The organism is Pandoraea sp. (genome assembly GCF_004297875.1).
Lineage (GTDB): Bacteria > Pseudomonadota > Gammaproteobacteria > Burkholderiales > Burkholderiaceae > Pandoraea.
Genome location: NZ_SCSK01000035.1, coordinates 127,785 through 141,929, shown reverse-complemented (window position 1 = coordinate 141,929; position 14,145 = coordinate 127,785). Strand labels below are relative to the sequence as shown.

9 protein-coding genes are annotated in these 14,145 nt (G+C 61.7%); 4 read left to right on the top strand and 5 right to left on the bottom strand.

Annotated features, from left to right (window positions below):
* Positions 1 to 34: 34 nt before the first annotated feature.
* The 5 genes from EPN80_RS09825 to EPN80_RS09805 all read right to left on the bottom strand — a co-directional run bounded on the left by EPN80_RS09825 (position 35) and on the right by EPN80_RS09805 (position 6,873).
* Complete coding sequence (locus EPN80_RS09825; protein ID WP_293026242.1) at positions 35 to 502, bottom strand: Rrf2 family transcriptional regulator; 468 nt, start codon at positions 500 to 502, stop codon at positions 35 to 37.
* A 68-nt stretch (positions 503 to 570) separates the two neighbouring features.
* Positions 571 to 2,652, bottom strand: a complete 2,082-nt coding sequence (locus EPN80_RS09820; protein WP_293026241.1) for a M3 family metallopeptidase — start codon at positions 2,650 to 2,652, stop codon at positions 571 to 573.
* A gap of 165 nt (positions 2,653 to 2,817) precedes the next feature.
* Entirely contained in the window at positions 2,818 to 3,669 is an 852-nt protein-coding gene (folD, locus tag EPN80_RS09815; protein ID WP_293026239.1) for a bifunctional methylenetetrahydrofolate dehydrogenase/methenyltetrahydrofolate cyclohydrolase FolD, read from the bottom strand.
* Between the two features lie 100 nt (positions 3,670 to 3,769).
* Positions 3,770 to 4,396 (bottom strand): response regulator transcription factor, encoded by a 627-nt coding sequence (locus tag EPN80_RS09810; protein ID WP_047212993.1) that lies wholly within the window; start codon positions 4,394 to 4,396, stop codon positions 3,770 to 3,772.
* A complete protein-coding gene (locus EPN80_RS09805) occupies positions 4,393 to 6,873 on the bottom strand; it encodes a PAS domain-containing sensor histidine kinase (RefSeq protein ID WP_293026236.1) in 2,481 nt (826 codons plus the stop codon). The genes EPN80_RS09810 and EPN80_RS09805 overlap by 4 nt, the downstream gene beginning before the upstream one ends.
* Before the next feature lie 308 nt (positions 6,874 to 7,181).
* Between EPN80_RS09805 and aceE the strand changes: the two genes are divergently transcribed.
* From aceE to lpdA, 4 genes are all read left to right on the top strand, one after another.
* The gene (aceE, locus tag EPN80_RS09800; protein ID WP_293026234.1) at positions 7,182 to 9,869 is read left to right on the top strand and encodes a pyruvate dehydrogenase (acetyl-transferring), homodimeric type; all 2,688 of its coding nucleotides are present in this window, start codon (positions 7,182 to 7,184) and stop codon (positions 9,867 to 9,869) included.
* An 81-nt stretch (positions 9,870 to 9,950) separates the two neighbouring features.
* Positions 9,951 to 11,597, top strand: coding sequence for a dihydrolipoyllysine-residue acetyltransferase (aceF, locus tag EPN80_RS09795; RefSeq protein WP_293026232.1), 1,647 nt, complete (start codon positions 9,951 to 9,953; stop codon positions 11,595 to 11,597).
* A 76-nt stretch (positions 11,598 to 11,673) separates the two neighbouring features.
* Entirely contained in the window at positions 11,674 to 12,264 is a 591-nt protein-coding gene (locus EPN80_RS09790) for an MFS transporter (RefSeq protein WP_293026230.1), read from the top strand.
* Positions 12,264 to 14,015 carry a dihydrolipoyl dehydrogenase gene (lpdA, locus tag EPN80_RS09785; protein WP_293026228.1) on the top strand — a complete coding sequence of 584 codons (1,752 nt, stop codon included), beginning with the start codon at positions 12,264 to 12,266 and terminating at the stop codon, positions 14,013 to 14,015. The genes EPN80_RS09790 and lpdA overlap by 1 nt, the downstream gene beginning before the upstream one ends.
* Positions 14,016 to 14,145: the final 130 nt, after the last annotated feature.

The following is a 14,145-nucleotide window of genomic DNA, read 5'->3' as shown; positions in this document are numbered from 1 at the left end:
TCAATTTGTTCGGTGGTGGGCGAAGCCTGCCCTGTCAGCGTGTCTTGGCGTTGGGTGACGCGGGGTGCCGGGGGTGCAGCAGCACGCGTTGCATGCCAGCGGGCTGCTCCAGCAAATCAGCCAGCGTATAGCGATCGAGCGTCGCAAACAACGCTTCGGACGCATCGGCCAGAACTCCACGCAACTTGCAGACCGGCGTGATACGGCACGAACCACCCCCCTGTTCCAGGCATTCAACCAGCGGACTGTCTGCCTCCGAGGTGCGTACCAGGGCGCCGATCGAAATCTCCGCAGCCGCGCGAGCAAGCCGGATGCCTCCCCCTTTACCTCGGGTCGTCTCGAGATAACCGGCGCGCGCGAGGAAGTTGATCACTTTCATCAGATGGTTATCCGAAATCCCGTAAGCGGTGGCGATCTCCGCGCGCGTGGCATGGCCGTCGGTACGCACGCCCACATACATCAACGTGCGCAAGCAGTAATCGGTAAACGTGGTCAGTCGCATGAAATGGAAACTGCTCGCATGGGCCTCATAACCCGCGAATCGTCGCGACGATACTCGGCATGCACACCTCAGGCCGCCATGCCGCTGTGCCGCAACAGCGCATCGACCGTCGGCGCTCGCCCGCGGAATGCCTTGAACGAGTCGATTGCCTGGCGGCTGCCACCGACCGCCAGAATTTCGTCACGATAGCGAGCGCCGATCTGCGCGTCGAGCACCGTACCGGTACGACGGGCCGCCTCTTCGAAGGCGGCGTAGGCATCGGCCGACAGCACTTCCGCCCATTTGTAACTGTAGTAGCCGGCTGCATACCCGCCGGCAAAAATATGACTGAACGTGTTGGGCCACCGCGAGAAGGGCGCTTGCGGCAGCACGTGCAGCCTGTCATTGGTTTCTCGCGAGAGCGCCAGTACGGTTTTCGGCCCATTCGGATCGAAGTCGGCATGCAGGCGCATGTCGAAATCCGAGAAGACAATTTGGCGCAGCATCATCAAGCCACTCTGGAAATTTCGGGCGGCGACCATTTTGTCGAACAGCGGGCGCGGCAACGCCGCTCCCGTCTCCGCATGGGCGGTCATGTGCTTCAGCACGTCCCATTCCCAGCAGAAATTTTCCATGAATTGCGATGGCAGCTCGACCGCGTCCCACTCCACGCCATTGATGCCCGACACTCCGGCATCCTCCACCTGCGTCAGCATATGGTGCAAGCCATGTCCGAACTCGTGGAACAGCGTAATGACATCGTCGTGCGTGAAAAGGGCGGGCTTGCCATTGACTGGGGCCGGGAAGTTGCAGGTTAGATAGGCCACCGGCGTTTGCAGGTGCCCGTCGCCGAGCCGCTTGCGGGGGCGCGCATCGTCCATCCATGCGCCGCCACGCTTGCCCTCGCGCGCGTAAAGATCGAGGTAGAACTGCGCGACGAGCTCCCCAGCCGAATTCTCAATGCGGAAAAAGCGCACGTCGGGATGCCACACTTCGGCGCTGTCCGGGCGAATGGTCACGTCGAACAGGGTGGACGCGACGCGAAACAGGCCCTCCAGCACCTTGGGCTGCGGGAAGTACTGCCGTACCTCGTTTTCGGAGAACGCGTACTGCCGTTGGCGCAGCTTTTCGGAGACGTAGGTCACGTCCCACGGCTCGAGCGTCGTCAGGCCGAACTCCCGGGCGGCAAACGCCGTCAGCTCGGCCCAGTCTTTTTCCGCATACGGACGGGCACGGCGTGCCAGATCCTCAAGGAACCCCAACACCTGAGCGGGGGACTCCGCCATCTTCGGCTCGAGCGATACGTCGGCATAGTTGGCAAACCCGAGCATTTGGGCTTCCTCGCGCCGCAACGCGAGCTGCTCGGTAATGATCGCGGTGTTGTCCCAGGTCGCCTCGCCCGCGCCATACTCGGGCGCCAATTCCGAGGCCCGCGTCACATTGGCTTTGTACATCGCTTCACGCAATGGACGGTTATCCGCGTACTGCAACACGGGGAAATACGACGGAAAATGGAGTGTGAATTTCCAGCCCGGTTTCCCGTCCTTACTGGCTGCTTCACGGGCGGCATCCTTGACGTCGTCCGGCAGCCCGGCCAATTCGGCTTCGTTCTCGACATAGCGGGCGAAGGCATTCGTGGCATCGAGCACGTGATCGGAAAAGGCTTTGCCAAGGGCGGCCTGCCGTTCCTGAATCGCTGCGAAGCGAGGCTTCTCGGACTCGGGCAACTCGGCGCCGCCCAGGCGGAATCCGCGCAACTCGTTCTCGAGAATTTTCTTGCGGGCTGCCGACAGGCCGGCGTATTCGGACCCGTTGGCGATCGCCTTGTATTTTTCGTACAAGGCCAGATTTTGCCCGAGCGATGACCAGAATTCAGTCACACGCGGCAGATTCTCGCCATGGGCCGCGCGCAGCGACGGCGTGTCGACTACCGCGGTGAGGTGATTGATGACGCCCCAGGCTCGACCGAGTCCTTCGGTGCCTTCTTCCAACGCGTCGACAACGTCGCGCCACGTGCCGGGTGTGGCAGGGTCAGCGACGTGCTCGACCGCCGCGCGCGCTTTGGCCAGCAGAACATCGATGGCCGGCGTGATATGTTCCGGTCGAATCGAGCCAAAACGGGGTAAATCCGAAAAATCCAACAGCGGATTGGCGGCATCGTGAGCACTCATGGGTTGCATATCCGTGAAATCGAACTTATTGATGAGTGTGGGGGCAAGCAGCCGATTTTTCCAGTCGTTTTTATCTGCGGCGCCGATAGCCTGCCTCAACCGGGACGCAGCGGGTCTGGGGCATGGCGGTGCCGTCGAGGCTGCACCGCCATGCCTGTTGGCCAATCAGCCCGCGGCTCGTTCTGCCGCCTCCAGCGTATTGACCAGCAGCATCGTAATCGTCATTGGGCCAACCCCTCCCGGAACCGGCGTGATCCAGCCCGCGACTTCCTTGACGGCGGCGAAGTCGACGTCGCCGCACAACTTGCCTTGATCGTCGCGGTTCATGCCGACGTCGATTACCACGGCACCCGGTTTGACCATCTCGGCCATAATCAGATTGCGCCGACCGACCGCGGCGACGATGACGTCGGCTTCGCGCGTGTGCGCGGCCAGATCGCGGGTTTTACTATTGCAAATGGTCACCGTCGCGCCGGCCTGCAACAGCATCATCGCCATCGGCTTGCCGACGATGTTCGAGGCGCCCACCACCACGGCGCGGGCGCCACGCAGCGGGAAATCGATGGATTCCAGCATTTTCATGCAGCCGTAAGGGGTGCAAGGCCGAAACAATGGCGCGCCTGTCATCAGCGCGCCGGCGTTGGCGACATGAAACCCGTCGACGTCTTTTTCCGGTGCAATCGCCTCCAGCACCTTATGGCTGTCGATGTGCTTGGGCAGCGGCAACTGCACCAGAATGCCATGCACCTTCGGATCGGCATTGAGTTCGGCAATGCGTGCGAGCAGCCTGGCCTCGGGCAAGTCGGCAGGGAATCGATCGAACACCGAATAAATGCCATTGTCTTCGCACGCCTTGACCTTGTTGCGGACGTAGACCTGGCTGGCGGGATCTTCGCCGACCAGTATCACGGCCAGGCCAGGCTGGTGGCCGCGGGCGGTGAGTTTCGCCGCTCGGGCAGCGACGTCGGCACGTAGTTTTTTGGCAAGCGCGTTGCCGTCAAGCAGGGTAGCAGTCATGGTGGTGAATCACACGAGAAGTAAACCAGGGCCGGCGACGCCCGCGCCAGGGCGTCTCGAACCGTCGATCGAATATTGCGTTGTGCCGGTGGCGCGGCGCTCAGGAGCGCTTGGACAAGGCCAAACGCAGCAGGTCGGCGACCGTGTTGACGTTGAGCTTTTCCATGATATTGGCGCGGTGGGCCTCGACTGTCTTGATGCTGATGCCGAGGTCGTCGGCAATCTGCTTGTTCAGCCGGCCGGCGATGATACGTTCGAGCACCTGTTGCTCGCGTCCGGTCAGGCGCGCCAGCAGTTCGTCGGCCGCCTGCTGTTCGCGCTGACTGCTGGCGTCAAGCCGGGCCTTGCCCAACATGCGCTCGACCAGCACGCGCAACTCGGCTGCGTCGAACGGTTTTTCGATGAAATCCATCGCGCCCTTTTTCATGGTGTTGACCGCCATCGGTACATCGCCATGTCCGGTGACAAAAATCGTCGGGATCGAGATATTCTGGGCCAGCAGATGCTCCTGCAACTCGAGTCCATTCATTCCGGGCATGCGTACGTCGAGGATCAGGCACGCCACCTGCCGCCGGTCGTAATGCGCCAGGAACTGCTCGGCACTGTCGAAGCTGCGCACGTGATACCCGTTGGCTTCGAGTAACCAGCGCAGCGAGTCACGAACGGCTTCATCGTCGTCGACAATAAAGACGGTTTCTTGATCAGTGTTGTTGTTGCTGGCAGTCATGCTTCCCCCACGGATGAAGTATCGGCGTCAAATGGTAATAGGATAAAAAACGTGCAGCCGCTGCGCACGTCCCCGGCATAGTTGTTTTCCACCCACAGGCGGCCATGATGGGATTCGATGATTGAGCGGCAGATATTCAACCCCATGCCCATGCCATCGGATTTCGTACTGAAAAATGGTTCGAACAGGCGTTCGATGGTGGTCTCGTCGACTCCCGGACCATGGTCGACAACAGTGAACTCGATGGCTTTCTCCTGTCGGCGCACATGCAGGCGAATCGATAGGTCACGTCGCAGGCCTGGGGGCGGCGTATGGTTTTGCATCGCCTCGGCCGCGTTTTTGAGCAGATTCACCAAAACCTGCTCGATCAGCACCGGGTCGACAAAAATTTGCGGCAGACCCGCCGGGAGTTCCGTCACGATGCGGATGCGCCGCTTGCGCGCCTCGATTTCCGCCAGTCCCACCGCATCTGCGACGATTTCATAAATGCTCGTGGGTTGGCGTTTTGGCTCGCTGCGTTTGACGAACGAGCGGATACGCTTGATGATCATGCCCGCCCGCACCGCCTGTTGAGAGGTTTTTTCGAGCGCCGGCAGCAACGTCTCGGGGCTGGTGCGTCCGGCTCGCACCAACGCGGCCGTTCCCATGCAGTAATTATTGATTGCGGCCAATGGCTGATTCAACTCGTGGGCCAAGGAAGAGGCCATCTCGCCCATTGTCATCAGTCGGCCGGTGAATTGCAAGCGCTCTTCTTCCTGGCGCGCCAGCTCCTCGGCCTGACGCCGCGCGGTGATATCAGTGGCTACCTGCAGTTGTGCCAAGTGACCGTCCACCCATTGGATATACTGCCGCCGAACCTCGAACCATTTCTGACGGCTGGGCAGATAGATCTCCTGCGTTTCGGAAGCCGTATCAGTCAGCGCTACGGCCGGCAGTCCAGCGTAAGCGTCCACCATGTCGATCGAATCGCTCGACACTTGCGCCGACTCAAGCGCGCCATCCGACAGCTCGAGGTGCCCCTCCGGACGCGTGCCGAACAGTTGCCGGTAATAGCGATTGGCGAACAGCAACTCGGCCTTGTCGACCGCCAGCACCGAGACCGATGCGTCGAGACTCTCGAGCACTGTGGTGAAGCGCTCATGGGCAGCGGCCAGTTCCTCGCGAGCGCGCTTGGGTTCACTGATATCGGTCAGCGACGACATCCAGCCGGTTTGCCTGCCATGCGCGTCGACCAGCGGCGAGACAAACATGCGCGCATAGAACACCGAGCCGTTCTTGCGCCGCACACGGATTTCGAATCCATGCGACGGGGCCTTGCCGCGCAAGGTCATGTCGATGCGACGCTGCATCTCGTAGATATCGTCATCCGGCCAGTACGGATAGGGCGGCGCATGTCCCAGGAGGTCGGCTTCGTCCCAGCCCGTCATTCGGCAAAACGCCGGGTTGACGTAGGTGATGTGGCCTTGCAGATCCAGCACCCGCATGCCGATCACGATGGAATTTTCCATCGCCCGGCGAAACGACGTTTCGTTGAACAGGGCCTGTTGTGCCTCGAAGCGCTGCCGTGTGTGACGCCACAGGCTCCAAAGACTCCAGAGCACGAAGCACGACAGGCCGACAATCAGCCAAACCAGGGTGTTATTGACAAAGTTGCCCACCGACGGATACGAGTAGACCCGCACCAGCAGGCTATGCCCGGGCGGATCGAGCAGCAGTTCGGAGGAAACGTCGCGCGGCGACGGCGGCCGGGTCGATGTGGTGGCCAGCTCCTTGTTGTGCGTATCGACGAACGAGACCTTGAACTTGTTGCCCAGCTCCTGCGGCAACTCATGAATCAGTATGCCCTCGACCGAATACACCACGCCGATCGTGCCGAGGAATTCGCGGCCGCGCAGCACGGGCACTTCGAGCGCAATGTAGGACATGCCCGAAGCGTCATAAAGCAGCGTCGAATAGGCGGGGCGCCGCGAGTCGCGGGCGGCACGAAACGCCACCAGCAAAGCATCCTCCATCGGACTGTCCTTGCTCGCCTGAAGTCGCGATGCAAATGGCGAATCGGTTGGCACCGCCCACTGCGGCCGTTGCTCGGCATTGAGCCAGTTCATGAACACGATGTCGGGATGATTCTGCATCATCTCGTCGGCCGCACTGGCGAAATGTCCAAGACTCTGCGGGGCAGCAGCGGTGTCGCGCGCGAGCGAGCTGATCTGATCCTGGATTGACAGCATGTTCAGGCGGATCTGTTGCTGCGCCCAGGCCACATTCCGATACAGGGTGTCTTGCTGCTGCTCGGCCTCGCGGCGATTCAGGCTCCATAGAATCAAGCTCATGACCACCAGAAAGATCACAATGGAGGCGAGCGGCACCAACAGGTAGTAATGCGATTCCGCAAAGCCCTGCAGCCAGCGGTTCGAACGGCCGGCTGCGTGATTCGGCCGTGTGGGGGGGGCGGGAGTGGCAAGGCGGTGCGGAAACATCCCAAGATTGTAGCTCAGACGGCGTCATTGCCTGCGCCCGTTGACCCTTTGCGCGCCCATTGTCAAATCGCGGTGAAACGCCTACGGTAGGTCAATGCAGGGATTGGGGGTCGAAAAATTGCGCTGCAATTTTTGCTGCACTGCGGCGCGATATTTCATATTATAAAAACATATACCGTAATTTGAAATTTTTCTTGCGCTTCGCCCTGCGTACTCCGTACAATGGCGCGGCATAAGGTCGGCGAGCCTGCTGTGCTCGAAACAGGCTCGACCGCGTCGCCCACTCTCACGACAGACAGGAGACAACCATGTCCGCCGTACCTGATGAAGTTTTGAAATACGTGTCCGAGCAGGACGCCGATCCCCAAGAGACCAAAGAATGGCTTGAATCCCTGGAAGGTGTTCTTAGCGCCGAAGGTCCGGGGCGGGCGCACTACCTGCTCGAAAAGCTGATTGAATATGCGCGCGTGAATGGCGAACACTTGCCGTTCTCCGCTAATACGCCGTACATCAACACTATCCCGCTCGATCAGCAAGCCCATATCCCGGGCGACCAGGAGATCGAGCACCGGGTGCGCTCTTACACGCGCTGGAACGCGATCGCGATGGTGCTGCGCGCCGGCAAGACCACCAACGTGGGCGGCCATATCGCTTCGTTCGCTTCGGCCGCCACGCTTTACGACGTCGGGTTCAATCACTTTTGGCATGCGCCGTCCGACAAGCACGGTGGCGACCTGATTTTCGTCCAGGGCCACTCGTCGCCGGGCATCTACAGCCGCGCATTCCTGCTGGGCCGCCTGACCGAAAAGCAACTCGACAGCTTCCGCCAGGAAGTCGATGGCCACGGCATCCCGTCCTACCCGCACCCGTGGCTGATGCCGGATTTCTGGCAATTTCCGACCGTTTCGATGGGCCTTGGCCCGATCATGGCAATTTATCAAGCCCGCTTCATGAAATACATGGAAAGCCGGGGCGTACTGAAAACCGACGGTCGCAAAGTGTGGGCCTTCCTGGGCGACGGCGAGACCGATGAACCGGAATCGCTCGGCGCCATCGGCATGGCTGGGCGCGAACAGCTCGACAACCTGATTTTCGTGGTCAACTGCAACCTGCAGCGCCTGGACGGTCCGGTGCGCGGCAACGGCAAGATCATCCAGGAACTGGAATCGGAATTCCGCGGCGCTGGCTGGAATGTCATCAAGGTCATCTGGGGCAGTCGCTGGGATGCCCTGCTCGCGCGCGACAAGAAGGGCCTGCTGATGAAGCGCATGATGCAGTGCGTGGACGGCGAATACCAAACCTACAAGTCCAAGGACGGCGCCTATGTGCGCGAGCACTTCTTCAACTCGCCGGAGTTGAAGGCGATGGTGGCCGATTACTCCGACGAAGACATCTGGAACCTGAATCGCGGCGGCCACGACCCGCACAAGATCTATGCGGCGTTCCAGCAGGCGACCAATCACAAGGGGCAGCCGACCGTGATCCTGGCCAAGACCATCAAGGGTTACGGCATGGGCGAAGCTGGCCAGGCGATGAACATCACCCACCAGCAAAAGAAGATGCCGGTGGAGGCACTGAAGAAATTCCGTGACCAGTTCAAGCTGCCTATCACCGACGAGCAGATCGCCGACGTGCCATACGTGAAATTCGAAGAGGGCTCCAAGGAACTCGAATATATGCGCGCTCGCCGCATGGAGCTCGGCGGCTATCTGCCCGCCCGGCGCGGCAAGGCGGCCTCGTTGCCGGTGCCTGCGCTGTCGGCATTCGAGCCGGTGCTCAAGGCGACCGCCGAAGGGCGTGAAATCTCGACCACCATGGCGTTCGTGCGGGTGCTGAACATTCTGCTCAAGGACAAGGTGCTTGGGCAGCGCATCGTACCGATCGTGCCCGACGAGTCGCGCACCTTCGGCATGGAAGGATTGTTCCGTCAAATTGGCATCTGGAGCCAGCAAGGTCAGAAGTACGTCCCGCAGGACCAGGACCAGTTGATGTTCTACAAGGAATCCGAGAACGGTCAGATCCTGCAGGAGGGGATCAACGAAGCCGGCGGCATGTGCGACTGGATCGCGGCCGCCACGTCGTATTCGACGCATGGCGAGCAAATGATCCCGTTCTACGTCTTCTACTCGATGTTCGGCTTCCAGCGTATCGGCGATCTGGCCTGGGCTGCCGGCGACATGCGCTCCCGCGGTTTCCTGATCGGTGGCACGGCCGGGCGCACGACGCTCAACGGCGAGGGCCTGCAGCACGAGGACGGCCACTCATTGCTGTGGTCATCGGCGATCCCGAACTGCATCTCGTACGATCCGGCCTACGGCTACGAGCTGGCGGTGATCGTGCAAGACGGCCTGCGCCGCATGGTGCAGGAACAGGAAGACGTGTATTACTACATTACCGTGATGAACGAAAACTACGCGCAACCCGGCTTGCCCGAGGGCGTGGAGAAGGACATCGTCAAAGGCATGTATCTGTTCAAGCGCGGTGAGGAGAGCAAGAAGGCCCCGCACGTGCAACTGCTGGGTTCTGGCACGATCTTCAACGAAGTGGTCGAAGCCGCCGCGCTGCTGAAGAACGACTGGGGTGTCGACGCCGATCTGTGGAGCTGCCCGAGCTTCACCGAACTGGCGCGCGAAGGCCATGATGTGGCGCGCTACAATCTGCTGCATCCGACTGAAACACCGCGTCAATCGCATGTCGAAGCATGCTTGAAGGACGCGCGTGGGCCGGTCATCGCCTCTACCGACTATGTGCGCACCTACGCCGACCAGATTCGCCCGTTCCTGTCGCAGCGCTACGTGGTGCTGGGCACCGATGGTTTTGGCCGCTCCGACACGCGCGAGAAATTGCGTCATTTCTTCGAGGTCGACCGCCACTGGGTCACCGTGGCAGCGCTCAAGGCGCTGGCCGACGAGGGAACGATCGCTGCGGCCAAGGTCGCCGAAGCAATTGCCAAGTACGGGCTCGATCCGAAAAAACCCAACCCGATGACCGTGTAAGCTGCCTTTGAGCGGCGAAGGGCGCGCCCGTGCATCGGCGCGCCCTTCGCAGTGCGGGCAGACGCGAGGAGACTGTCAGAAATGAGTCAAGTAATTGAAGTCAAGGTGCCGGACATCGGCGGGTACAACGATGTGCCGGTTATCGAAGTCCTGGTGAAGGCGGGCGACCGGGTCGAGGCGGAAACCTCGCTGGTCACCCTCGAATCCGACAAGGCGACCATGGACGTGCCGAGCCCGTCGGCCGGCATCGTCAAGGACGTCAAGGTCAAGGTTGGTGATACGGTATCCGAGGGCTCGCTCATCATCATGCTGGAGTCGGCCAACGGCGCAGCGCCTGCTCCCGTCAACGGCAAAGCGGCCGCCAGCTCGCCGGCCCCGGCCGCGCCTGCAGCTGCCGCGGCAGCGCCGGCAACGCCGATGGCCCCCGCAGCCGCTGGCGACACGACCGAGGTCAAGGTGCCGGATATCGGCGGGTACAACGATGTGCCGGTTATCGAAGTCCTGGTCAAGGCCGGCGACAAGGTCGAGGCCGAGCAATCGCTGATCACGCTCGAGTCCGACAAGGCCACCATGGACGTGCCCAGTCCGTCGGCCGGCGTGGTCAAGGAACTCAAGGTCAAAGTCGGCGACACCGTATCCGAAGGCAGTGTGATTATCCTGCTCGAAGGCGGTGCCGCGCCGGCGCAAAGTCAACCGGCGGCGCCGGCGGCTGCCGCGCCGCAGGTCGAAGCGTCCAAGACGCTCGCGCCGGTGAAGGCCGCTGAACCCGCCGCACCGTTGGTGCCGCTGGTTCAGGAGGGCGAGCATATGATCAGCCACGCTAGTCCGTCGGTGCGCAAATTCGCGCGCGAGCTGGGCGTCGACGTGGCGCGTGTGCCGGGCAGCGGTCCGAAAGGCCGCATCACGCTGGACGACGTGCGCGCGTTCATCAAGCGAGCCATGAGCGGCCAGGGTGGCGCCGCGCCGGCCCAGACGGCCGGCGGCGCCGGCCTGGATTTGCTGCCGTGGCCGAAAATCGATTTCGCCAAATTCGGCCCGATCGACCCCAAGCCGCTGTCGCGCATCAAGAAAATCTCCGGTGCCAATCTGCATCGCAACTGGGTGATGATTCCCCATGTCACCAACAACGACAACGCCGATATCACGGATCTCGAAGCGTTCCGCGTGTTGTTGAACAAGGAAAACGAGAAGTCGGGCGTCAAGGTGACATTGCTGGCCTTCCTTATCAAGGCTTGCGTTGCCGCGTTGAAGAAGTTCCCGACCTTCAATGCCAGCCTCGACGGCGACAATCTGGTCTACAAGCAATACTTCAACATCGGCTTTGCCGCCGACACGCCCAATGGGCTGGTGGTCCCGGTCATCAAGGATGCCGACAAGAAGGGCGTGTTCGAGATTGCCCGCGAGACTTCGGAACTGGCCAAGGCGGCGCGTGACGGCAAACTCAAACCCGATCAGATGCAAGGCGGATGCTTCTCGATCTCGTCACTGGGCGGCATCGGCGGGACCTATTTCACGCCGATCATCAACGCGCCGGAGGTAGCCATTCTCGGCGTGTGCCGTTCCAGCCAGCAGCCGGTGTGGGACGACGCCAGTCAGCAGTTCGTGCCGCGCCTGATATTGCCGTTGTCGCTGTCGTATGATCATCGTGTGATCGACGGGGCGGAGGCGGCGCGCTTCAACACTTATCTGGCGCAACTGCTGCATGACTTCCGTCGGGCGATGCTCTGACGGCTCGGGGTTTCGGTGCCGGCTTGCGCCGGCGCCGGCCCCCGATGCCGGGTTCTGACCGCGCAGGGAAATCGCCATGACCACCGTCGTTGTCGTCCGCAAGCATAATGAAATCGCCATCGCCGCGGATTCGCTGGTGACGTTTGGCGAGACGCGCCTATCGCAGGCCTATGAAGCGAATCGCAAAATCTTCCAGATCGGCGACTCGTATATCGGCCTGGCTGGCACCACCGCGCATTTTCCGGTCATGCGCGCCTTGCTCACGGGATTGGGCGACGAGTGCAAACTGCATTCGCGTGACGAAGTTTTTCGCACGTTCTGCAAAGCGCATCAGAAGCTCAAGGAAGAATATTTCCTGAACACCAAGGAAGAAGAGGACGACCCGTACGAGTCGTCGCAGATTACTTGCCTGATTGCCAACCCGAGCGGTATTTACGGTGTGTATTCGTACCGCGAGGTGTTTGCCTTCGACCGCTTTTGGGGCATCGGCTCGGGACGCAGCTTCGCGCTTGGCGCGATGTATGCCGCCTACGATCAGGCCCCGAATGCGAGTGCCATCGCCGAGCTGGGCGTCAAAGCCGGGGCCGAATTCGACAAAAGCTCCGGCGGGCCGTTCCAGATTCACGCCTTTCCCATTCCAACGCCAAACGCGACAGGAGACAGCTAATGAGTCTCATCGAAGTCAAAGTGCCGGATATCGGCGACTTCAGTGATGTTGATGTAATCGAAGTGCTCATCAAAGTGGGCGATACGATTGAGAAAGAGCAATCGTTGATCACACTCGAAACCGACAAGGCCACCATGGAGGTGCCGAGCGAGCAGGCTGGCGTCGTCAGGGAAATACGCGTCAAGGCCGGCGACAAAGTGAGCCAGGGCACCGTGATTGCGCTGGTCGAGGCGGGTGCCGCCCAGGCCGCGCCCGCGCCGTCCGCAAACGCCGCGCCGGCGCCGAAGCCTCAGCCGGCGGCTGCCGCGCCGGCACCCGCGCAGCACGGCGGCGGCGCGGACATCGAATGCGATGTGCTGGTGCTCGGCGCCGGCCCCGGCGGATATTCCGCCGCTTTCCGCAGCGCCGATCTGGGGCGCAACACCGTGCTGGTGGAGCGCTACGCGACGCTGGGCGGCGTGTGCCTGAACGTCGGCTGCATTCCGTCCAAGGCCTTGCTGCACACCGCTGCCGTGACGGACGAAGCGGCCGCGCTGGCTGCCCACGGCATCACGTTCGGCAAGCCGCAAATCGATCTCGACAAGCTGCGTGCCTTCAAGGATAGCGTGGTTGGCAAGCTCACCGGCGGCCTGGCCGGCATGGCCAAGGCGCGCAAAGTGCAAGTGGTGCGTGGCGTCGGCGCGTTCCTCGATCCGCACCATCTCGAAGTCGTGTTGCCGGACGGCGGCAAGCAGGTCATCAAGTTCCAGCAGGCGATCATCGCGGCCGGCTCGCAGGCGGTCAAGCTGCCGTTCGTGCCCGAAGACCCGCGTATCGTCGATTCGACCGGTGCCCTCGAGCTGCGCCAACTGCCGAAGAAGATGCTGGTGATCGGCGGCGGCATCATCGGGCTGGAGATGGCCACTGTCTACAGCACGCTGGGCGCCGAGATCGACGTGGTGGAAATGCTCGACGGCCTGATGCAGGGCGCCGACCGGGATCTGGTCAAGGTGTGGGAAAAATTCAACGCCCGCCGCTTCGGCAAGGTCATGCTCAAGACCAAAACCGTCGCCGTGGACGCGAAGCCTGACGGCATCTACGTGAAGTTCGAGGGCGAAGCCGCGCCGGCCGAGGCGCAATGCTATGACCTGGTGCTGGTGGCGGTGGGGCGCAGCCCGAACGGCAACAAGATCGGTGCCGACAAGGCGGGCGTGGCGGTCAGCGAGCGGGGATTCATTGCCGTCGACAGGCAAATGCGTACCAATGTGCCGCATATTTTCGCGATCGGCGACATCGTCGGCCAACCGATGCTCGCACACAAGGCGGTGCACGAGGCGCACGTGGCGGCCGAGGCCGCCGCAGGCGAGAAATCCTACTTCGACGCGCTGCAGATTCCGTCGGTGGCCTACACCGATCCCGAGGTGGCCTGGGCCGGCAAGACGGAAGAGCAATGCAAGGCCGAGGGCATCAAATATGGCAAGGCGGTGTTCCCGTGGGCTGCTTCCGGCCGCGCGATCGCCAATGGCCGCGACGAGGGTTTCACCAAGCTGTTGTTCGATGAGCAGACCCATCGCCTGATCGGCGGAGGCATCGTCGGCACGCATGCCGGCGACCTGATCGGGGAACTGTGTCTGGCGATCGAAATGGGGGCCGACCCGGTCGATATCGGCAAGACGATTCATCCGCATCCGACACTGACCGAGTCGATCGGCATGGCGGCGGAAATTTTCGAAGGTGTTTGCACCGACGTGCCACCGGCGCGCAAGAAATAATCGAAGCTGCTCATCGCCCCCAGGGGCGGTATGAAGGCCCGCATTGCTGCCCGGCATTGCGGGCCTTTGCATTTCGTATCGCTGGCGTCATCGGCGAGAGCACCTGGGACCGCGAAGCCTGCCCGTGCTT

What these genes read in the sequence shown, in the direction of transcription:
- EPN80_RS09825 (WP_293026242.1), bottom strand. Translation starts at nt 502, where the DNA reads ATGCGACTGACCACGTTTACCGATTACTGCTTGCGCACGTTGATGTAT.
- EPN80_RS09790 (WP_293026230.1), top strand. Translation starts at nt 11,674, where the DNA reads ATGACCACCGTCGTTGTCGTCCGCAAGCATAATGAAATCGCCATCGCC.
- aceE (WP_293026234.1), top strand. Translation starts at nt 7,182, where the DNA reads ATGTCCGCCGTACCTGATGAAGTTTTGAAATACGTGTCCGAGCAGGAC.
- EPN80_RS09805 (WP_293026236.1), bottom strand. Translation starts at nt 6,873, where the DNA reads ATGTTTCCGCACCGCCTTGCCACTCCCGCCCCCCCCACACGGCCGAAT.
- EPN80_RS09810 (WP_047212993.1), bottom strand. Translation starts at nt 4,396, where the DNA reads ATGACTGCCAGCAACAACAACACTGATCAAGAAACCGTCTTTATTGTC.
- folD (WP_293026239.1), bottom strand. Translation starts at nt 3,669, where the DNA reads ATGACTGCTACCCTGCTTGACGGCAACGCGCTTGCCAAAAAACTACGT.
- lpdA (WP_293026228.1), top strand. Translation starts at nt 12,264, where the DNA reads ATGAGTCTCATCGAAGTCAAAGTGCCGGATATCGGCGACTTCAGTGAT.
- EPN80_RS09820 (WP_293026241.1), bottom strand. Translation starts at nt 2,652, where the DNA reads ATGAGTGCTCACGATGCCGCCAATCCGCTGTTGGATTTTTCGGATTTA.
- aceF (WP_293026232.1), top strand. Translation starts at nt 9,951, where the DNA reads ATGAGTCAAGTAATTGAAGTCAAGGTGCCGGACATCGGCGGGTACAAC.